This is a genomic window from Fulvivirga imtechensis AK7 (genome assembly GCF_000331535.1).
Lineage (GTDB): Bacteria > Bacteroidota > Bacteroidia > Cytophagales > Cyclobacteriaceae > Fulvivirga > Fulvivirga imtechensis.
Map to the genome: position 1 here is coordinate 72,280 of NZ_AMZN01000066.1, position 20,873 is coordinate 93,152.

General features: G+C 40.5%; 16 protein-coding genes. 10 read left to right on the forward strand and 6 right to left on the reverse strand.

What is annotated here, in order from left to right; translation table 11 throughout:
* Positions 1 to 136: 136 nt before the first annotated feature.
* Positions 137 to 1,177: a sensor histidine kinase gene (locus C900_RS18890; protein ID WP_040497102.1), complete on the forward strand. Its 1,041-nt coding sequence runs from the start codon at positions 137 to 139 to the stop codon at positions 1,175 to 1,177.
* A 49-nt stretch (positions 1,178 to 1,226) separates the two neighbouring features.
* Positions 1,227 to 1,946, forward strand: a complete 720-nt coding sequence (locus tag C900_RS18895) for a LytR/AlgR family response regulator transcription factor (protein WP_009581770.1) — start codon at positions 1,227 to 1,229, stop codon at positions 1,944 to 1,946.
* Here C900_RS18895 and C900_RS18900 read toward each other — a convergent pair.
* From C900_RS18900 to hemW, 3 genes are read right to left on the reverse strand one after another with little or no spacing between them, the layout of a single operon-like run.
* The gene (locus C900_RS18900; RefSeq protein WP_009581771.1) at positions 1,941 to 2,318 is read right to left on the reverse strand and encodes a hypothetical protein; all 378 of its coding nucleotides are present in this window, start codon (positions 2,316 to 2,318) and stop codon (positions 1,941 to 1,943) included. The genes C900_RS18895 and C900_RS18900 overlap by 6 nt on opposite strands.
* 45 nt (positions 2,319 to 2,363) lie before the next feature.
* A complete protein-coding gene (locus C900_RS18905) occupies positions 2,364 to 3,110 on the reverse strand; it encodes a cyclase family protein (protein WP_040497103.1) in 747 nt (248 codons plus the stop codon).
* A 1-nt stretch (position 3,111) separates the two neighbouring features.
* Entirely contained in the window at positions 3,112 to 4,239 is a 1,128-nt protein-coding gene (hemW, locus tag C900_RS18910) for a radical SAM family heme chaperone HemW (RefSeq protein ID WP_040497104.1), read from the reverse strand.
* 42 nt (positions 4,240 to 4,281) lie between these two features.
* Here hemW and C900_RS18915 point away from each other — a divergent pair, with 42 nt between their 5' ends.
* From C900_RS18915 to porN, 8 genes are all read left to right on the forward strand, one after another.
* Positions 4,282 to 6,018 (forward strand): BamA/TamA family outer membrane protein, encoded by a 1,737-nt coding sequence (locus tag C900_RS18915; protein ID WP_157494078.1) that lies wholly within the window; start codon positions 4,282 to 4,284, stop codon positions 6,016 to 6,018.
* A gap of 4 nt (positions 6,019 to 6,022) precedes the next feature.
* Positions 6,023 to 7,189, forward strand: coding sequence for a DUF4271 domain-containing protein (locus tag C900_RS18920; protein WP_157494079.1), 1,167 nt, complete (start codon positions 6,023 to 6,025; stop codon positions 7,187 to 7,189).
* A gap of 29 nt (positions 7,190 to 7,218) precedes the next feature.
* Entirely contained in the window at positions 7,219 to 7,995 is a 777-nt protein-coding gene (locus C900_RS18925) for a uroporphyrinogen-III synthase (protein WP_040497105.1), read from the forward strand.
* A gap of 115 nt (positions 7,996 to 8,110) precedes the next feature.
* On the forward strand, positions 8,111 to 9,073 hold the full coding sequence (locus C900_RS18930; RefSeq protein ID WP_009581777.1) for a PorP/SprF family type IX secretion system membrane protein: 963 nt from the start codon (positions 8,111 to 8,113) through the stop codon (positions 9,071 to 9,073).
* Positions 9,074 to 9,272: 199 nt separating this feature from the next.
* Entirely contained in the window at positions 9,273 to 10,346 is a 1,074-nt protein-coding gene (porK, locus tag C900_RS18935) for a T9SS ring complex lipoprotein PorK/GldK (RefSeq protein ID WP_009581778.1), read from the forward strand.
* A 64-nt stretch (positions 10,347 to 10,410) separates the two neighbouring features.
* A complete protein-coding gene (gene porL / locus C900_RS18940; RefSeq protein ID WP_009581779.1) occupies positions 10,411 to 11,238 on the forward strand; it encodes a type IX secretion system motor protein PorL/GldL in 828 nt (275 codons plus the stop codon).
* A 49-nt stretch (positions 11,239 to 11,287) separates the two neighbouring features.
* Positions 11,288 to 12,874: a type IX secretion system motor protein PorM/GldM gene (porM, locus tag C900_RS18945; RefSeq protein ID WP_009581780.1), complete on the forward strand. Its 1,587-nt coding sequence runs from the start codon at positions 11,288 to 11,290 to the stop codon at positions 12,872 to 12,874.
* Positions 12,875 to 12,891: 17 nt separating this feature from the next.
* Complete coding sequence (gene porN / locus C900_RS18950; protein WP_051052906.1) at positions 12,892 to 13,794, forward strand: type IX secretion system ring subunit PorN/GldN; 903 nt, start codon at positions 12,892 to 12,894, stop codon at positions 13,792 to 13,794.
* A 350-nt stretch (positions 13,795 to 14,144) separates the two neighbouring features.
* On the opposite strand, the gene uvrC is transcribed toward porN, so the two are convergent.
* The 3 genes from uvrC to porW are packed head-to-tail and all read right to left on the reverse strand — an operon-like array spanning position 14,145 to position 20,798.
* On the reverse strand, positions 14,145 to 15,929 hold the full coding sequence (uvrC, locus tag C900_RS18955) for an excinuclease ABC subunit UvrC (RefSeq protein ID WP_009581782.1): 1,785 nt from the start codon (positions 15,927 to 15,929) through the stop codon (positions 14,145 to 14,147).
* A gap of 17 nt (positions 15,930 to 15,946) precedes the next feature.
* Positions 15,947 to 18,247: a penicillin-binding protein 1A gene (locus tag C900_RS18960; protein WP_009581783.1), complete on the reverse strand. Its 2,301-nt coding sequence runs from the start codon at positions 18,245 to 18,247 to the stop codon at positions 15,947 to 15,949.
* Complete coding sequence (gene porW, locus C900_RS18965; RefSeq protein ID WP_009581784.1) at positions 18,237 to 20,798, reverse strand: type IX secretion system periplasmic lipoprotein PorW/SprE; 2,562 nt, start codon at positions 20,796 to 20,798, stop codon at positions 18,237 to 18,239. Before porW ends, C900_RS18960 begins: the two co-directional genes overlap by 11 nt.
* Between the last annotated feature and the right edge of the window lie 75 nt (positions 20,799 to 20,873).

Here is a 20,873-nt window from a genome sequence, read left to right on the forward strand (position 1 = left end):
GTAAATAGCTCGAAGCAAATTCCACTGGAGGGAGAATTAAATCCACTGATCAAAAATTTAGGCTTCAAGAACAGAATATTCATTAATTTTACTCTAATGGCTTCTGTAGTTGCAGAAGCGGAAGGAGGTATGTCGAGTGAACAAGCATAAGTTATATTGGTCATTGCAAATAGGAGGGTGGACGCTGTTTGCCATCGTGCAGATTGTGGGGTTTATTTTTATTGGCACTCAGCCCATAAAAACCAACCAGCTTATGTTCTGGATATTGGAGGCCCTGACTTTCCTCTTTCTGACACACATTTTTAGAAATCTGATCGTTAGGTGGGGCTGGCTAGCCTTTAACATGGCCAGGCTAATTCCCAGGATTATACTGGCGGTGTCTATTTTGGGGCAGGTCGTGTATTTTGCCCGGATCGTTATCAGCCTGCCATTGGATGCCTATAATCCACAAGCCTGGAAGCTGACCGAAATAGCGGGACACACCATGGTGTATGGTTTGATTTTCTTTTTGTGGTCAGTTTTGTATTTTATCTATCATTACTTTGAAAGGTATAATCTTTCTCTACAACACGAAGCTGCTTTAAATGAGATTGAGTTGAGTAATCTGAAATCGCAGTTAAACCCTCACTTTATTTTCAATGCGCTGAATAGTATCCGTGCTTTGGTAGATGAAAACCCGGGGAAATCTAAGAATGCTATTACACAGCTTTCAAATATATTGCGGAACTCATTGATCTCTGATAAAAAGCGGCTGACCAATTTTGGTGATGAGTTCAAAACAGTAAAGGATTATCTGAGCCTGGAAAGCATCAGATTTGAAGAAAGATTGAAAATGGAATTTGATATCCATCCGGATTCCTATAAATTTTTAGTGCCACCGCTAATGCTGCAAACGTTAGTTGAAAATGGTATTAAACATGGTATATCGAAGCTGAAAGAGGGAGGTTTCATAAAACTACGAACTTTTGTTACGGATTCTCAATTAAAAATACAAATAAGAAACAGTGGACACTTTAAAGCCGTAAACGGTACTAAGGCAGAAGGAAAAGGCGGGCTCGGGCTGAGAAATACGAGACAAAGGCTTAAATTGCTCTATCGGGAAGAAGCTTACCTGAAGATTTTTAATGAAACAAAAAATACAGTGTTAACGGAACTGGTTATCCCTCAAAATAATTAAACATATAGAAAAACCTGTAAAAGCTGAGATACCTATACAAAAATAGACTATGAAAGTATTAATAATAGATGACGAAAGACTTGCTAGAAAGGAATTGATCAACTTGCTACAAGATTATAGTCAAATAGAAGTGGTAGGCGAAGCCACTAATGCAGATGAGGCCATTGAGCTTGTAAATACATTGAGTCCCGACTTGTTGTTTCTGGATATTCAGATGCCGGGAAAGACGGGTTTTGAGATGTTAGAAATGCTTGACAACGTGCCACAAGTTATTTTTACCACTGCCTATGATGAGTTTGCACTTAAGGCTTTTGAGGTCAATGCACTCGATTATTTGCTTAAACCCATTCAGACGGAGCGACTGAATGAAAGCATCAATAAGCTTACGTTAAAATCAAAGACCGTTTCAAGTGATCTGATAAATAGCAAAAAACTTTGTTTGGAAGATCAGGTGTTCGTTAAAGACGGAGATAAATGCTGGTTTGTAAGCTTGTCTAATATCAGGCTGTTTGAGTCTGATGGAAATTATATTAAAGTCTTTTTTGACAATAACAGGCCAATGATCCATAAGTCTCTCAATGCACTTGATGAAAAGCTGGATCCCAGAAGTTTTTTTAGAGCCAGTAGAAAGCATATTGTCAATCTCAGTTGGGTTGAAGGCATTGAACCTTGGTTTAATGGTGGGCTAATGGTGAAATTACGTGGAGGCGATAAAGTAGAGGTGAGCAGGCGTCAGGCAGCAAAGTTTAAAGAGATGATGAGCTTATGATTGAGACATTTTTTTAATGATCTCAATAAGTTCGGCCTCTACATTCCAGTCGCGGGCCAGCTTAAGCATGGCTGTAGCCTCTAGTTCAGTGACATAGCCCTTTTTACTGTTGGCTTTCCACACCATTTCGATATAGAAAATCCTTTTATCGAGAGGGTAGTCCCCTACAATATCATTAAGGTATTCCCGGGCCCTTTCGAATGAGTTGAAATAATCTTGTGAAATAAACTCATTTACCCACTTGAGTTCTTCACGGCCATCGATCTCATCGGCACTCTCCAAAATGCCCTGACGTTCTTCCTCATCAAGCCCGTGATAGTGGAAAATTACCGATTTGAGTAATAAATATACCTTCTTCTCTTCGCTGGTCATTAGAGTCACTTTCTATGGCAAAAAAAGAAAAAATATTTTCAAAAGCTAAGACTTCAGATTAAAAAGCACCGGCTTACTCGGACTTGCATCCATTTCAAGGCTGGTAATCTGAAGATTAAGCAAATAAATACCATCCGAGATTAAATTATTAATATAAATCAGCTCCGTAATTGTAGCGTCCCTTCTAATATCCCCGGTTATATCCCAAAAAGACCTGTGTACAGCAAGCACACCCTGGTCTACTTCTCTGTCAACCGAGGGCAGGTCTACCAGTAAGTGCTTAACACCCTTTTCTTTTAAAAAATTTCCAATTTCACCTTCCAGGTATGGAGGGTTTGTTCCTGAATATTGTCGTTTTAGCTTTGTTGACTCATTTGGGAGCGTTCTGATTATAAGGGCCTCTACTCCGTCCGCCAATTGGGGTTCAATATCTTTTAGAAGCACGACCTGATCTCCACCTCTCCGTTCCGGTGTCACGCTAATAAGCTGTGCTATAAAATGAAATGACTTCAGGCATTCATTAAGAGTAACGTGTCCGGGCGAGATGTGCCCGTAACATTCAGTATGTGTACCATTACCATGCGGTGTTAATTTTACCGATTGGTAGTTAACTGTTCCCCCTTCAGCTACGCTGCCCACAAAATCTCCCGAGCGGATCGTGCTAAATTCAACAGGGTCAGCATAGTAGCAGTTTGGATTTTGGGTGCCATTTTGCAAGGGTATAGAGATGTCAATTGGCTGTGACAGGTCAGCCGTGTAGGCCATTTTGTTATGACGAAGGATTATTTCCATACTAATCTTTGAATAGATCCGAAGATATCCGATCTGCAAGAAGCAGCCCACTACTTGTCAATTTCAGATGCCCATCCTCAATAATAGCATATTTTTTTTCGAAAAGTTGATTAAGATAGTTACGTTGAATGCTGTTGAGGTCATAATTCCACTCGCTAATTAACTTTTCTAGATTGGCGCCCCATTTTGTGCGCAAAGTGGTCAACAAGTACTCATTAATTTTTTCTGCAGTGCCTAATTCATCTACTTCAAACGGTACTTCCTCCTGGGATAGCGCCTTAAGATATTTCCCATTATTATTGACATTGAATTGCCTTACGTCTCCATTGTAGGAATGAGCGCTGGGTCCGACACCCAAATATTTTTCCTGTTTCCAATAGCTGGAATTATGCCTGGAATGGTACCCTGGCTTTGAAAAATTAGACACCTCATACTGCTCATAGCCGGCATTAGTGAGGGTTTCAATGAGTATCTCAAACTGCTGAGCAGCGTATTCCTCTTCTACTGCAGGAATACTCCCTTTTTTTAGCCAATTTCCAAAAACAGTTTTAGGTTCAATAGTCAGGCAATAGGAGGAAATATGTTCAGGCGCTATCTCCAAAGCCATAGCCAGGTCCGCTTTCCACAACTGATGGTCCCCGTATAGGATGGCATAGATCAGGTCTATACTTATATTGCTGAAGCCGGCTTTTCGTGCAGCCGCAATGCATTCAACAGCCTGATTACTGGTGTGTGCCCGATTTAAAAATTTTAACGTCTCTTGGTTAAAGGACTGAATTCCAATACTAAGCCTGTTGACACCTGCATTGAAAAGCATGTCCAGCTTTTCACTATTAAGATCGTCAGGATTAGCCTCTAGGGTTATTTCAGATTCTTCCGATACATTATAAAACATTTTGACACTGGCTAAGAGTTGCACGAGCTGCTTTTTATTTAACAAAGAGGGTGTTCCTCCTCCAAAATATATGCTGCCGATCATCTCATTTTCCAGGTAGTCTTTTTGCAATTTTAATTCCGTGCATAAGGCGTCTGTCATTTCATTCACATATTTTTGATTGGTGCTGAAATGAAAGTCGCAGTAATGACAGGCTTGTTTGCAAAAAGGAATATGAATGTAAATGCCAGCCAAAGTGTTGTTACTAAGTTGAACGTGTAAAACTATAACTAATATTTGATAAGAAAGTCACTATATCTCTCTTTATGTCTCTTGCTCACCGTAAGCATTGGTCATGGCCAGATCGCATTAAAATATGCCGCCTCAGATCCAACAACCAGGCTTATCGAAAAATTCCAGCCTTTGAGCCAACAAGTAACGGATTCCTTAGCGGCCCTCAGAATGGTAAATGATCTTCGTGCTCGTCTGTATTCGGAAGGATATTTGGCCACGGAGATTCGTTCGGTGAGTTGGAGGGATAGTGTGGTTTACATTCACGTTGAAGCGGGGAGTCAATATGAGTGGGCCGCCCTCAGGAAAGGTAACGTTCCCGAAGTCCTGTTAAGCAAAACAGGCTTTAGAGAGAGGTTTTTTATAGATAAGCCTTTCAGATATAATGAGCTTTCAAAGCTGTTTAAGAGAGTAATCGATCTTAGCGAGAATACCGGCTACCCCTTCGCCTCCATCAAAATGGATTCAATTGCGATTCAGGGTAGTCATATACAGGCCATCCTGCAGTATTCAGGCGGGCCGCTCATTACTTATGATTCCCTGGTTATTGAGGGTACGGATAGGGTTAAAAGCGAATGGCTTGCCTCTTATCTTAACATTCATTACGGTGGTGTATTTGATCAAAGTACTGTAAGCAGGATCGAATCCCGGCTCGAAGCGCTTACTTTTGTAGAACTCACAGCCCCAGTGCAGGTTGCCTTTCAAAATAGTATGGCGAGTATTACACTGAAGCTAAAAAACATTAACGCAAATCGCGTTGATGGTGTCATAGGTTTTCTGCCCAATGCCCAAAACAATGGAAGCTTGATGGTTACAGGTCAATTTGACTTAAGTCTGGTTAACCTCTTTAACAGTGGAAAGCAGTTGACGGTGGAATGGCAAAGATTAAAGCCTTTGTCACAATTTTTATATATCAGCTATCAACACCCTAACCTGGTCAGGTCTCCGCTGCATCTCAGAACCTCATTTGAATTACTCAAGGAAGATACTACGTTTATAAACCGAACCGGGCTGGTTGCTTTTAACTATAGAAGGTCTGCAAACGAATTTTCTTTCTTTACCCGGTGGAAGACCTCCAGGCTTCTTAGCACTAAAAAGTTTGAGAACACCATGACTTTACCCGGCATCAGTGATTTTAATATTAACTATTATGGGGTTGGCTATACTAACGCTCGCTTTCACGACCAACGAAATAAAAGGGTAGGTATGGAAATAGAAGTAGAAGCTGCAGTTGGTTCAAAAAAAATAAGGAGAAATTTGGCGCTACCCGCAGAGGTATATGAAGGATTGGACCTGAATTCCGTACAATATCAATTAGAGGCAAGCTATGGTTACTTTATACCTGTTGTCAGGCATGTGGTTTTTCACCAGCGAATCAGGGGAGGTAAAATAATTAACGACCAATTATTTTTGAACGATCTTTTCAGGTTGGGAGGGCTTCGCAGCCTTAGAGGATTCAATGAAAACTACTTCTACGCCTCTGATTATGTACTTTCCAATTTGGAACTGCGACTTTTTTATGCAACAGATTCCTGGCTTTTCATTTTTTATGATCAGTCCTATCTTTACTTTAATACGGGAGAAAGTCAATTTGAAGATTATCCCCTGGGGATCGGTGCCGGCATAAATTTCGCCACCAAAGCCGGGGTAGTTAGCCTTGCATACGCCTTAGGTAGATCTGAAGAGCAGCCATTAAGTCTGCGTATTTCAAAGTTTCATTTCGGTTATGTAGCTAAATTCTGATAAATTGCAATCAAATTTAAGCATGGTGGTAAGAAAGCTTTTATTCGTCATTATCTATTGCCTGATCGGCTTGTTGACAGAAAACAGTTTTGCTGCAGATACTACTGTGGTGAAGGATCTTAGTCATGACTGGTTTTTTTATGATAAGAGCAGCAAGAGCTATTTGCCTCTTGTAAGTCGCAGCTTGTTTAAGGAGAATACCGTTCACTTCGATATAGCACCGGCACAGTATTCAAACAGCTTGCTGAAAATTACAAGTGACAAGCCCCTTTCAGTGTTTATCAACAATAATATAGTAGATATAGTGGCTATCGAAGCATATTATTCCCTCGATAGCCTCTCTCGTGCATATAAAGATCCAATTTTACATATAGCCCTGTATAATAAGAACCTCAACATATTTAGCATTAGTGCAGAAGTGATCAGAATGATGCCCTCAAGACCTATCCCATTGGTAGAAAATGTCATTGTGATCAAGCCGCGTGGCGAAAATCTATTTCAGAACTTTATGGTGGGAGGGCTCATTGTTATAGCTGCATTTCTTGCGGCTCTGTATAATTATTTTCCCAGAACGTTAACAGATTTTTTTAAAGCCTCCAAAGCATTATCACTGCGTGAGAGTGATGAAAACCTTATAAAAAGCAGGCCTCTTAACCAGGTAAATCTGTTGTTTTACCTGTACCTGAGCTTTTTGATAGCATTGGTGCTCATATTTATTAGCAATGCGGGAAACATCCATATGGAAACATCGCTGTTTTACCCCAGGAGTTTTCTGGATGGCATGTGGAAATGGGCAAAGCTATCCCTTATCCTTTTTGGTTGGTTTATAGCCAAACTACTACTTGTAAGTAATATGTCGGCCTTGTTCAGGCTTGGAAATTTTTCAGTTTCACATTTTATCAATTACATGAGGCTGACATTATTTATATTTACCATTGGCTTGCTCATTATTATATTCTCATATTATGGATTTGAGATATTATCGCCCGCTTACTATAAAGGAGTACTCAACGTAATATTCGTTTTTATGGGTCTTCGGGTGCTTATTTTGTTTTTTAAATTATTGAGCACGGCCTCCTACAAAATTTTACATTTATTTTCATACCTTTGCGGCACTGAAGTTATTCCGTTTGTGATGCTTCTGTATTTAGGATTAAATCAACCATTCTGATTAGCTAAGAGTAACTGTTGAGTGAAGTTATGACCGATCAAGTGAAAGATAGAATGCTTCCTGTTAAGAGCATTCTCGTTTCTCAGCCAAAACCTAATGATGAAAATTCGCCATATTTTAAGCTGGCAGAAAAGTATAAGCTTAAGATAGACTTCAGGCCATTTATTCAGGTCGACCCAGTGTCTATCAAAGAGTTTAGGCAGCAAAAAATTGATATACTGAAGCATACAGCTATCATTTTCACAAGTAGGAACGCTGTAGATCATTTCTTTAAGATATGTGAGGAGATGAAAGTGGAGATGCCTGCAGATATGAAATATTTTTGTATCTCAGAGCAAACCTCTAACTACCTTCAGAAATATATTGTTATTAGGAAACGGAAGATATTCACCGGGCACCGTACCGCTACGGACCTGATCGAGATACTTAAAAAGCATAAGAATGAGAAATATCTGTTTCCATGCTCTGATATCAGAAAAAATGATATTCCTGATTTTTTGAGTGGAAATGGGTTCAATTATACTGAAGCAATAATCTATCGAACCGTAGCGAGTGATCTGTCAGACCTGGAAAATGTATATTATGATATACTGGCGTTCTTCAGCCCTTCAGGGATCAATTCACTGCTGGTAAATTTTCCGGAATTTAAACAAAATAAAACTCGGATAGCAGCTTTCGGACCTACTACAGCCAAGGCTGTTAAGGATGCAGACTTAATATTGGACATAGAGGCGCCATTACCAAATGCACCTTCTATGACAGGGGCAATAGAGCTTTACATTAAAAAGGCGAACAACATCAAATAACGTTTCTTTAGGTCGTTTTTTGGTAGATCATCGATAAACTTGTGCCTTTTAAAACAAAGTTCTTGAATCTATTGTCAAAAAAACCTTATATTTAAGACTGCTTTTGACTATAGATATGCAAAGGATTATTTTTTACATATGGTTAGGGGCGTTATTTTTTAGCCTTAACGCAGCCAACGCCCAGCAAGATGCGCAGTTTTCATACTACATGAAAAATGCGTTATACTACAACCCTGCCTTTGCCGGCACGGAGGGTATTACTCAGTTGACATTGTTGCACAGGTCTCAATGGCTTGGGTATCAGGGCACATTTGAAGATGGCGGAGCCCCTACCACTCAAGTATTTAGTATGACTACACCTATATATAGGTTTAGAAGTGGTTTTGGTGCGCATGTGGTAAATGACAACCTGGGCCCACAGAACAATCTCGAGGTACAACTGTCATATGCATACCACTTAGGCATCAGGAACTCCAAGCTTAGCTTTGGCTTCCGGGCGGGCGTTTTTTCGCAGTCTTTTGACTATGACAAATACCGTGCAATAGACCCGGATGATCCAGTTTTGGCGGATAAAAATGGTAAAGAATCGCAAATGAGACCGGATATGGCGCTTGGCGTCTACTTCAGGTCGGAAAAATACTACGCAGGACTTAGCGTTAATCATATTCTTAAGTCCGAATTTAATTTCGGAGTCAATTCTGTAAGAAATGCTTTGGAGAATCATGCTTATTTTACTTTCGGGTATATACACGAGGTGAATTTTGATTTGAAGCTTTCACCCTCTTTTTTGGTGCAGAGTGATTTTAATGAATTTAGTTTCATAGTTGGAGGCATGGCCTACTATAAAGATCAGATTTGGGGAGGGGTTGCATTCCGCCAGTCTGATGATGTCAATCTTTTGCTGGGATACAATTTTTTGAAAGATCGCTCGTTGAGTTTTGGCTACTCCTTTGGGTACGTAGTAAAAGATCAGGATGCCAAAGAACCTACAACGCATGAAGTTATCCTTAGCTACCAACTACCTGTGAACCCTGGTACTGGTAAAAAAGTGGTACGCACACCCAGGTTCAGGCACTAAAAGATTTAAATTATTTTGCTTTTAATAATAAATTATACAATTTGAGAAACTGGTTTTTTTGTCATCTTTAGTTAAAAACTAATTCGGAAGATTTTAAATAGATTTTTTTTTATATATTTCCACTTTAAAAAGTTAGAAAAATAAACATGGTTGGCTTTAGCTTAAATTAATTAAGTTAAAGGTTTTAAAGAAAAGTGTTATGCGTAAAGTAAAAAGAAGAATCCTCTACTCATTGTTGTTGTTGGCGCCAGCAATATTAGGAGGTTGTGGACTCTTAGGCCTCGGCGGCGGAGGAGGTGACCAGGGCGAATTGGTAGGTGTGCCCGGAAGAGAAGGATGGGTAATGACACTGCCATATGGTATGGTACCAATACCTGCCGGAACATTTCACATGGGCCAGGCAGATGAAGATCCAGCGTCAACTCAAATCAACTTCAACAAGCAAATAACGATCGGGTCTTTCTATATGGATGACACCGAGATCACAAATAATGAGTATCGCCAGTTTATCAACCATTTAATGGAAGATTCTATTAGTATACTTGGCGAGGAAACCATTATGAGTGAATACTATCCTGATACCACCGTTTGGGTACGTGATTTCGCTCATCACATGGGAGATCCTGTACAAGACTATTACTATTGGCATCCGGGCTATGACGACTATCCTGTCGTAGGAGTTGATTGGGAAGCTGCTGTATACTTCAGCAAGTGGAGAACCAACTACTGGGCTGATTACAGAAGAAGTATCGGAGAGGTGCCTATGCCATCTTTCAGATTGCCCAACGAAGCTGAATGGGAGTATGCAGCCCGGGGAGGAAGAGATATGGCCAAGTATCCCTGGGGAAATCCATATATTCGAAATTCTAAGGGTTGTATGTTAGCAAATTTTAAACCCGGCCGTGGGAACTTTTATGACGATGGGTTTGCTTATACAGCTCCTGTGGCGTCCTATTTTGCCAATGACTACGGATTGTATGACATGGCTGGTAATGTTTCGGAGTGGTGTCTTGATGACTTTAGCCCCATTTCTGTGCCAACTGTGTGGGATTTGAACCCTCAGTTTATAGATAAGAGAACAGATCCGAACAGTCCTCAATATGATCCTAACATCCTGCCAAAAAAGGTGATCCGTGGAGGATCATGGAAAGATGTGGCGTATTTCCTGGAAACAGGAACAAGAACATATGAGTTTAAGGATTCTGTCAGAGCTTATATAGGTTTCCGTAACGCAATGACACATTTAGGAAGATCATCGGGAACCGAGTTTTAACTTTTTGATTTTTATTATCAAACCCATTAAAATTAACTTTCATTAAATTAAAAACCTTAAGACAATGAGTAGAAAAAAAGGCGGATTTGCAGAACTTCTATTTAGGACCATTATGCCTAAGGTATATGGTATAGGTGCTGCAGTAGTTATTATAGGTGCGATGTTCAAAATCTTGCATTTGGAAGGTGCAAACCAAATGCTGATGATAGGTTTGACCACAGAAGCCATCATCTTCTTTTTAAGTGCATTTGAACCACCTCATTCAGAGCCGGATTGGTCTAAAGTATATCCTGAACTATCTGAGGATTATGAGGGATCCGCTACCTCTCCCAGGCTTTCCAACAAACCAGGCGTTTCTCCCACACAGGAGCTGGATAAAATGATGGAAAAAGCTAAAATAGGTCCTGAATTAATCGAAAGCCTTGGAAAAGGTATGAAGAATATGGCTGATTCTGCATCTAAGATGTCCAGTCTTGCAGATGCGGCAGTAGCCACCAACGATTATGCAAAAAATGTGAAATCCGCTTCACATTCATTGTCGGAAATGAATAAATCCTATGCTACAACAGCACAGGCAATGGCAGCTATGGCAGATGCCACTAAAGATTCTAAAGAATACCACACTCAAGTACAAAATGTTACTAAGAATCTGAGCGCCCTGAATGCTGTTTATGAGATGGAGCTAAAAGATGCGGATAGCCATGTAAAAGCAATGAATAAATTCTATACAAATATGGCTGGCGCTCTTGAAGGAATGACGACAGCAGGTGAAAAAACCAAGTCATTTGCCAACGAATTGGATAAACTGACTGGTAACCTGACTTCTCTCAACAGGGTGTATGGCGATATGCTTACAGCCATGAGAGGTGGACGCCCTAATCAACAAGGGTAATATTAGGAGTAAGATATTATGATTTATTCATTAACAAAACGATTCTAACATGGCTGGTGGAAAAGAAACCCCAAGACAGAAGATGATAGGTATGATGTACCTCGTTCTTACTGCCCTGTTGGCGCTACAGGTAAGTAATGCGGTACTCGAAAAGTTTGTATTTATCGATGAGGCGCTCAGACGTTCTGGTCAGGAGATGGAGGAAAAAAATACCAACACCCTGTCCGCTATTACTGCCGAGGTTGCCAAGAAAGGTGACAGAGCCGCTGATGTGGCGGCCCTTGATAAAGCAAAGAAAGTTAACCAACTGACTAATGAAACTATCAAATACATGAGCGACCTGAGAGAGAAAATGGTCGAAATCACAGGAGGTAGAGACGAAAATGGTCAGTTAGTAGGTGCTAAAGATTATGACATCGTAGGCAACTATATGATAAAAAAAGGTGAAGGAGATGTGCTGAAGAAGAAGCTAAACGACTACGCTAAGCAATTGGAGGCGCTGACTGGTGATCAATTTGCGGCTTTGGCGAAAGATGCCAAAGACATTGATATAGCCAAAAATGATGAGAACCAGAGGAATAAGGATTTTGCTGATTATTACTTTGGAAATACCCCAACTGCGGCTGGTATGGCTACTATTAGCCACCTGGAAACGGAGGTGCTAAACTATGAGGCTCGTGCTCTTTCAAAGCTTGCAGAGCAGGTGGGTGCCAAAGATGTTGAGTTCGATCAGATCGTGCCATTGGTAAGACCGTCCTCTAATACTGTTGCTGCCGGCGGTAAGTTTGAGGCAGATCTGTTTATTACGGCTTCATCTTCAGGTATCAATCCCGTATTTATGTATAATGGTAAAGAGGTACCGTCAAATGTAACAGAGAATGGCATAAAATATGGTAAGATCGAGTTCACCGCTGCGGCAAGCAATTATGATTCAAAGACATTGACTGCTGAACAGAGCTTTGAGGCTGAGATCTCACTCAACGACTCTACTTATAAAATAAAGCATAAGTACTTCGTGGTGAAGCCTGTTATTCAGGTGCGTTCTGCTGCTTTACAGGCCCTTTATATGAACTGTGGCAATGAATTGGATATTCAGGTGCCCGCTTTGGGAACTGCATATAATCCTGCCTTCTCTTCTACTGGGGCAAAAACCATCAAGGGTAACAGAACCGGATTGGTAACGGTTATCCCTGAAGGTAGAAGTAAAGTTAAACTAACAGTGAGTAATGATGGCAATGTTTTAGGTACTGAAACGTTTGATGTTAAGAAGGTGCCACCTCCAAACATTGAGATCACCTCTAGAAACCGACCTGTAGATTTTGAAAAAGGTGTTGCTGCCGCAGCTTTGACTGCAATTAAAGTGAGTGCACAAGCTGATGAAAACTTTGCAAGGGAGGTTCCCAATGATGCTCGATACAGAGTGCAAAAAGTAAATGTGAAATTGGCTAGAGCCGGAAGACAAATTCGTGCGGAGGATTTTACCTCTGAAAATATTGACCTCAGAGCCTGGAGAAGTGAGTTCAGAAAGGGCGATAACCTGATTATTAAGGTTGAGAATGTGCTCAGGAGAACTTATCAGGGTGACAATGAAAGGGTAAAGCCGGCTACTACAATTTATAGTATTCCGATTGACTAACAAATTTAGGCGTGGACATGATGAAGTTTAAGAAATATATCTTAGTTGTCTTAGTAGGATTTTTGGCGACTCCGATGCAGGCTCAATTGAGCGAATTGGAGCAGTATAATCCTAATTCAATAGAACCTATTCCAAGATACGAGCACCTGTTTAAACGTAGGGTCTGGAGAATGATCGATCTTAAGGAAAAACAGAACAAAGGTTTTTTTGCAAGAGGTGGAGAAATTACAGATTTTATTCTCGATGCAATTAAGTCTGGAGAAATAGCTGATCTTTATGTAAATGACTCTTTAACGACTAAAATGAGTAAAGATGATTTTCTTAATAAGATGGTCTATCAGGAAGGGTTGAAAATTGACGAATGGCAACGTGGTGTTGAATATTATGAAGGTGATCAGGTAAGGTATAACGGGATTGTTTACTCGGCTATATTTGACGAAGTCAGATCAGTTCCATCGGAGGCGCCGGATGATTGGGAGGAAACTCCTGGTGTAGGTGACGCTATTCTGTTTCTGCCTCGTCAGATAAGTCTTATGATGTTAATGGAAGACGTGATCTTTGACAAAAGGAGATCCAGACTTTATCATAAGCCACAATCTTTGCAATTAATAATTCCCGGTTCAGAAACTTTAGATGGGGTGCAACTGCCACTTGTAGTTCTTAAATATAAAGATCTTCACAAGTTGTTTAAAGACCATCCCGAGAAAGCCATCTGGATTAACAGATATAATAGCGCTGAGAACAAGAACTTTGCTGATGCATTTGATCTAAGGCTTTTCAGAGCTTCATTATTCAAGTTTGAAAATCCGGATGATGATCCTATTGTTGATATGTATAAAAACAGAATGGAAGCAGTTATGGCATCTGAGTGGTGGGAGATGCAGTTGATGGAAAAGGAACATAACCTTTGGGAATATTGATCCAACGGATAACGACAAAAAAAGCAGCCATTGGCTGCTTTTTTTTTGATGTTTTTAGACATTAATTCATCAATTTGTCTTTGATGATCATGCCCCTCACTCGTCTATTGGGATGTAGGAAAGAAGACTCCCTTTGAATATATGCGTTAGGCAGATTGAATTCTTCATTCTACCGGGATGACGTTAAAAAGAATGATGTTGTTAAAGGAAGGTTTTTAGATACGAGTACACTTTAACCGCTTATACTATCGAACCTATCTCTTAAAAATACCACTCCCTCCATGCCTCCAATCACCACGACCGAAATGTCTTTATGGGTGTGGCCTCATGTGTAGACGGAAGTGCAGTGATCAATTATGAAAATGCTTGAAAACTAATTGAGCTTTGCTGGCTCCGATAGCCTCTGATAGCTGTTTTAGTGAAAGTTCTTTGATCTTTCTAGTCGATTTATACTGTTTTAAAAGTTTGTCGGTCGTTTCCTTACCGATTCCCTTGATTGATTCCAGTTCGGTGTTGAAGCTGGCCTTGCTTCTTTTCTGGCGATGAAAGGTAATAGCAAACCTATGCGCCTCATCCCGAACCCTTTGCAAGAGGAATAGTGAAGGAGATTTTTTGTTGATATGAATAGGTACGGAATCCTCTGGAAAATATATTTCTTCCAATCTTTTGGCAATGCCAATAATAGGTATTTTTCCATAAAGAGATATTTCCCTGAGAGCCTCACAGGCGCTGCTTAACTGTCCTTTGCCACCATCTATTACAATCAACTGCGGTAAGGGGAGGTCTTCTTCCTGCAACCTGCGATACCTGCGGTATACGATTTCCTTCATCGATGCAAAGTCATTGGCCCCCTCAACAGTTTTAATATTAAAATGCCTATAATCCTTTTTTGAGGGTTTGCCATCTTTAAAACACACCATTGACGCGACAGGGGTTGTACCTTGCAGATTACTGTTGTCAAAGCATTCTATATATTCAGGTATTTCCGGGAGCCTCAGGTCCATTTTTAGCTGCATCAATGTTTCGTTTTTCTTTTGTTTGCCTGAAGATTTTAGTTTTTCACGTTTGTACTCAAGTGCATTTTTAAGAGAAAGCTCAACCAGCTTTCGTTTGTCTCCTATTTTAGGTACGGTGTTATTAATATGTTCTGTTAAGACAAGGGGCACGTTGGAGACAATTTCTTTATGCTCACTACTATGTTGGTCGCGTAGCTCCACGGCCACCAGGCCGAGTATGTCCTCGTCACTCTCTTCTAATTTTTTCTTAATCTCTACCGTTTTGGCGAGTATTATTGCCCCGTTCTTGATTTGCAGGTAATTGACAAAAGCGACTTGTTTTTCACTTACAATAGTAAATACATCTAATTCTGAAAGTTTCGGATTCACCACTGTCGATTTGGTTTGGAATTTATCCAAGAGATCTATCTTATCTTTAAATCGTTGTGCTACTTCAAAATTCAGATCCTTGGAGGCTTCCAGCATCTGCTCCTTGAAATGATTCCGCACGATTGACAAATTACCTTTTAAGATATTTTTGGCCTGCTCTATCTCCGTATTATACTCTGCCAGACTTTGAAGATTTTCACAAGGGCCTTTGCAGTTTCCGATGTGATATTCGAGACAGATTTTAAATTTGCCAAGCTCGATGTTTTTTTCAGAGAGGTTGAGCTTGCATGTTCTGATCGTATAGAGCTTGCGTAGAAGGTCAAGTACATTTTTCATGGCTACCACACTGGAAAAAGGCCCAAAATATTCACCAAATGAGGGGTCGAACTTTCTCGTAGAAATTATACGCGGAAACCTTTCATTGACAATACAAATATATGGGAAGGTTTTATCATCTTTTAACAGGATGTTGTACTTGGGTTGATTTTGCTTGATGAGGTTATTTTCAAGCAAAAGCGCATCAAACTCTGAGTTGGCCAACGCGAATTCCATCGAATGGATCTCGGAGATCAGCTTTCTTGTTTTTCTATTAAGCTGATGAGATTTACTAAAGTAGCTGTTGACACGTTTTTTTATGTTTTTTGCCTTCCCTACATATACTAATTCATTGTCAGTGGTAAAAAATTTATATACTCCCGGGGCATTAGGCAATGAACTGCGCTGCTCTATCGAATACCTGGGTACCTCCATGGATCATCTTTAAACTTTTATTGAAAATCGTTCGGATTCCAGGCAGGTTCCTCCTCTATGACGGTGGAATCGGATTCAACAGTATTGTACCTGCTACAATCGAGGTTTACATCTATGCCACCGACAGGTCGCTGAAATGTACCTTTGGTATAACCCAACTCTTGATTTTTATATACCTTTAGCATATACTTTTCCCAGATGGGACGTGCCGTTTTTGCTCCTTGTCCAAGGTACCAGTTCCTGAAATGGATGCTTCGTTCGTCTCCTCCAACCCAAACTCCGGTTACCAGATCTTTTGTTATGCCCATGTACCAACCGTCTGAAGCATTGTTTGTTGTGCCGGTTTTACCCCCTATCTCGTTGTCGATCTTTAGTTCCATATCTATCCCTGCCGAGGTCCCTCCTCGTTCTTCTACACCACCTTTAAGCATATATAACATTTTGTAGGCGGTTTGCTGGCTAATCGCTTGTCGTGTTTTCGGTACGAAGTTTTCAATTATATTACCATTTTTATCTTCTATTTTGGTAATATAATAGGGTTTCGTATAGATGCCCTGATTGGCGAAAGTACTGTATGCGCCAACAAGCTCATATACTGATACGTCACTAACTCCGAGAGCCAGGGCAGGCACTGCATCCAAATGACTTTCTATGCCTACGCGGTGAGCAAAATCGACAACGTTTTGCGGTTTCACCTGGTTCATCAGGTATGCCGTAATGGTATTTACTGACCGGGCCATTCCTTGTCTAATAGTCATTTTGTCACCTGTGCCATAGGTGCCATCTGCGTTTGGGGCCGTCCATGTACCACCGGGAACAGGAATGGTGATGGCAATGTCAACAACTTCATAGCATGGAGGATAGCCTTGCTCTATGGCCGCACCATATACAAATGCTTTAAAAGTAGAGCCTGGTTGCCTTTTTCCTTGCTTTACGTGGTCATATTTGAAAAATTTATGATCAACACCACCTACCCAGGCCTTAATGTGTCCTGTATGTGGCTCCATTGACATCAGGCCGGCTTGGAGGAAGCGCTTGTAATAATTAAGAGAATCCATTGGACTCATTACCGTATCTTTTTCGCCATTCCATGTAAATACAGTCATCTCGTGGGGCATGTTCATCATGATCTTAATGGAGTCCGACCCTTCTCCATACTTCTCAACCAACGCCCTGTAGTGGTCAGTTCTTTTGAAACGATCGTTAAGGAAATTTGGGATTTCCCTGCCTTTCTCGTCTATCCAGGGATTCTTACCATTCCAATGCTCATCAAATAGTTTTTGCAGCTCAGCCATGTGCTCTTTCATAGCTTCTTCAGCATAGCGTTGCATACGGCTGTCAATGGTGGTATATATTTTCAGACCATCTTCCCATAAGTCATAGCCGTTCTCTCTGCACCATGCCATCAGGTCGTTTCTGATAACACTTCTGAAGTAGGTAGCCAATCCTTTATTTTGATTTGCTACATCATAGTCCAGTTCAATAGGAAGAGCAGCTATGGAATCATATTCTTGCCGGGTGTTTATCTTGTATCCGTGTTTGTACACCTTGTATAATACTTCATTTCTCTTGGCTATCGAGTTTTCATAATTTCTTACGGGATTAAAAAATGTAACAGCCTGAAGTAAGCCTACAAGCACTGCTGACTCCTGGAGGTTGAGCTCTCCAGGTTGTTTGTTGAAGAAAGTTTCAGCAGCAGTTTTTATGCCATATGCATTACTGCCGAATTCTGCAGTATTAAGGTACATGGCTAGTATTTCTTTTTTGGTAAAATTCCGTTCCAGGTATACGGATATTATCCATTCCTTTGTTTTTTCGACAATCCGTTTTGGGTAACCTCCCAGTGAGGCGATTTTGCCTTCCAGTTCTTCATCCTGGGTATAGAGGTTTTTGGCCAACTGTTGTGTAATGGTACTGCCACCGCCCGCGTAGTTAAGTGTTAGTATACCTTTGATTACCCTTAGGTATGCCACGAAATCCATTCCACTGTGATCAAAATAGCGATGATCTTCAGACAACAGTAATGTGTTTACAAGATCTTCTGAAAGTTCATCATAGGTGACCTGGCTTCTGTTATACCGGAAGTACCTTCCCAGTGAGACGCCATCGGCAGATAATAATTCAGAAGAAAGGTCATTTTCCGGATTTTCTAATGCTTTTAAACTAGGCATACCACCGTATAAGCCCATGAAATCGGTCTGTACACTCCAGATGTATATTCCCCCCAGGAATACCCCTCCCAATAGAAATATCCAGATTGCAATGACAAGTATTTTAAAGACTTTGCGCTGCTTATTAAAAAAATTTTTAAAGTCCATTGGTGTAGTTTTTATTGAAGAACCTTAAATAGGCCTCAAGATCTTTGCTTTGATAAAAAATATTGAAATTGTCCTTGGTGATTACAAATTTATAAAATTTTGAGTTCTGTGTTTTCTCGGAAATTGCATCTGCACCTAAGAATTTTTTATAATATGTTACAGCTTGCTGCATATCTGCTATTCCCGAAACCATAGTCATAGCGTATTGCTCATTAAGTATGAGGTTGCTGGTTTTTAGGTCTGCCTCTGGAAATTCTGTGTCATTAAAAGTTGTAACAAGCGGATAAATTGCTTCGGTAAGCTTTTTCCCTGATTCATAAACGATCACCAGATAATGCTCCTGTTGGAAATATTTCACAAATTCAGTACCCAGTAACCGCCTTTGTTTTTCCAGGAAGTTTTTTGATGCTTCTAAAAGTTGCTTTGCATATGGGGTAATATCGCTATCCGGGTGGAGTTCAATGAACTCAGATAGTTGGTACTGGTATAAATTTATATCTTCTGTTTTCCCGGTGATCAATATTTTTAAAAGCTTGAGACGAGGAGTGAAAACCGTCTCCTGATAAGTGTTCAATCCCCTGTTTAATGTATCCAGTGCCGCTTCAAACTGGCTGTTTTCATACAACTGATAAGCATTTCTGTATATCTTCTTTAATTGTTCGTTGGCAGCCGTGCTCTCTTCTGTATAATTTGGATTAGCCAGCAGCTTGGCATACGTTGTATTGGGGTATTCAGCAAGCAAACGACTTTTATATGGTTCTGTATCTAGCCCTAAATTTTTGTGGATCAGGTAAAGGTGATATAATACTTCGGCTTCATTTTCTGTATCGGGAAATCTCGTGAGCAATGTTTGGAAGGCTGTTGCTGCATTTTCCTCTTCATGCAGGTTAAAGTAGTATATGCTTCCCAGTCTGTAATAAGCCTGCTCTATCTGATCAAGGGCTTGTGCCTTGGCTTCCGGGGAAAACGGTATTTGAGCATATAAAGCGTCTGCCTGAGAGGTCTCCGGAACACCATCAACGGCCTCATCTTCCACATCACCAGCCTCGGTAATGGGTTCTACATCATCTGTCTCCTCTTCAAAGCGGTCCACAGTACGCTTGTTAGACCTTCTCCAGTTATCCTCCAGAGGGCGATCACCCCATACCCGTTTGAACTCGGTCTGTCCCAGCGCCGTTGCGGAAGGATTATCAAAATACCATCCGGTAGAACCGATACCTGTCCCCTGGCGCAATTGCTCCAGATTATTTCTTCTTGCTCTTCTTTTTTCGAGTTCTTCGCGTTCTTTCTCCTTTTCTGCTTCAGCTTCAAGGTGTGCAGCTATACGAAGCTTTATTGATGAGGAGTCCAGTTCTGACAGGGCCAGCAAACTATCCTGAAGATGAATGGTATTCAATTGCTTAACGAAATCCTGCAACACCCCTTGTCTTTCCTTGATCTGGGCATAATTTTCATGATCCTGAGGTAAAACTGAAATAGTGCTGTCATAATATGCACTTGCTGTTTCGTATTTCCTGAGGCTGTCATAGTGAATTTCACCCAACTTCAGATAAGATTGAGCTTTTTGTCTGGTGTTATTGACGCTTTCCCGAACTGATGATTTAAGGAATTCAATACCCTCTTGAAGATTACCATGACGGATTTCAAATTCAGCCATCTCATAGTATATCTTGTCTTTAAACTCTTTGTTTTTCTTGTCTTTTAATAGCTGCCGGAAGAGTTTTCGGGCTGCTTTCAAATCGCTGGATCTATTGAGTTGAGTAACCTGTGCCATGTAAAGCCGGGCATAGAAGTCAAGTTCGTAGGCAGGATTGCTGGCGATGCATTTTTTATAAAAGTTATAGGCTTCTGCCTCAAAGCCCAGCATCTGATATACCTGACCAATAATAAAGTAGATCCTGCCCTTACCGTCTTTCTTTTTGAGTAAAGGAGCTGCCTGAACAAGGTTGCGCACCATGTGGTCGTAATCCTCCTGCACCTGATAATAATGAGCACGGTTTATAAAGAGCGTTTTAGTGTTTTCTTTGTTGAGTTTATATTTTTTTAAATAGTCAGAAACTGCAATGGCATTATTATATTCCTGGTAATCGGTAAAGGTTCGAAGCAGATGGACCAGTGCATTATGTCGTGCATTGGGATCTTCGCTTTTTGTATTGACATACTTAAACGTTTCTATGGCATTCACATAGTCAAGGCTATAGAACCGTGCCTGGCCTATTAAAATATAACTGTCATCTACCCACTTGCTGTTTTTATGCCGCTGAATGGCGATTGAGGCTTTTTTTATACACTCATCCACCTGATCCTGGTAGCTGTTGGCTAATGTGGAGTCAATCTTAGGATATATTTGGAGTACCTTATTATAGTCGTTGTCATAGTTTTCCTTTACAATGTTTTTGATTTCCCGTATATTTTCCTTAGCATAGAAATAGGCGTTATATCGTGCGGTAGTATTATGATAGGTCTTGCTAATGATATTTTTTCGTTCAGCCGAGCAAGATGCCAAAATGATAGAAATAGCTACCAAAGCGTGAAAAAAATAGTGCCTCAAACGTATCAATGTTATTTTTATTCGTTTTAACTATTCAAGTGTTCATAGGATAATTCTCAACTCCCGGAGTCAATT

Excerpts from the sequence above, each read along its gene's own strand:
- C900_RS18895 (WP_009581770.1), top strand. The coding sequence starts at position 1,227 with ATGAAAGTATTAATAATAGATGACGAAAGACTTGCTAGAAAGGAATTG.
- C900_RS18900 (WP_009581771.1), bottom strand. The coding sequence starts at position 2,318 with ATGACCAGCGAAGAGAAGAAGGTATATTTATTACTCAAATCGGTAATT.
- C900_RS18905 (WP_040497103.1), bottom strand. The coding sequence starts at position 3,110 with ATGGAAATAATCCTTCGTCATAACAAAATGGCCTACACGGCTGACCTG.
- C900_RS18925 (WP_040497105.1), top strand. The coding sequence starts at position 7,219 with ATGACCGATCAAGTGAAAGATAGAATGCTTCCTGTTAAGAGCATTCTC.
- C900_RS18930 (WP_009581777.1), top strand. The coding sequence starts at position 8,111 with ATGCAAAGGATTATTTTTTACATATGGTTAGGGGCGTTATTTTTTAGC.
- porK (WP_009581778.1), top strand. The coding sequence starts at position 9,273 with ATGCGTAAAGTAAAAAGAAGAATCCTCTACTCATTGTTGTTGTTGGCG.
- porL (WP_009581779.1), top strand. The coding sequence starts at position 10,411 with ATGAGTAGAAAAAAAGGCGGATTTGCAGAACTTCTATTTAGGACCATT.
- porM (WP_009581780.1), top strand. The coding sequence starts at position 11,288 with ATGGCTGGTGGAAAAGAAACCCCAAGACAGAAGATGATAGGTATGATG.
- porN (WP_051052906.1), top strand. The coding sequence starts at position 12,892 with ATGATGAAGTTTAAGAAATATATCTTAGTTGTCTTAGTAGGATTTTTG.
- uvrC (WP_009581782.1), bottom strand. The coding sequence starts at position 15,929 with ATGGAGGTACCCAGGTATTCGATAGAGCAGCGCAGTTCATTGCCTAAT.
- C900_RS18960 (WP_009581783.1), bottom strand. The coding sequence starts at position 18,247 with ATGGACTTTAAAAATTTTTTTAATAAGCAGCGCAAAGTCTTTAAAATA.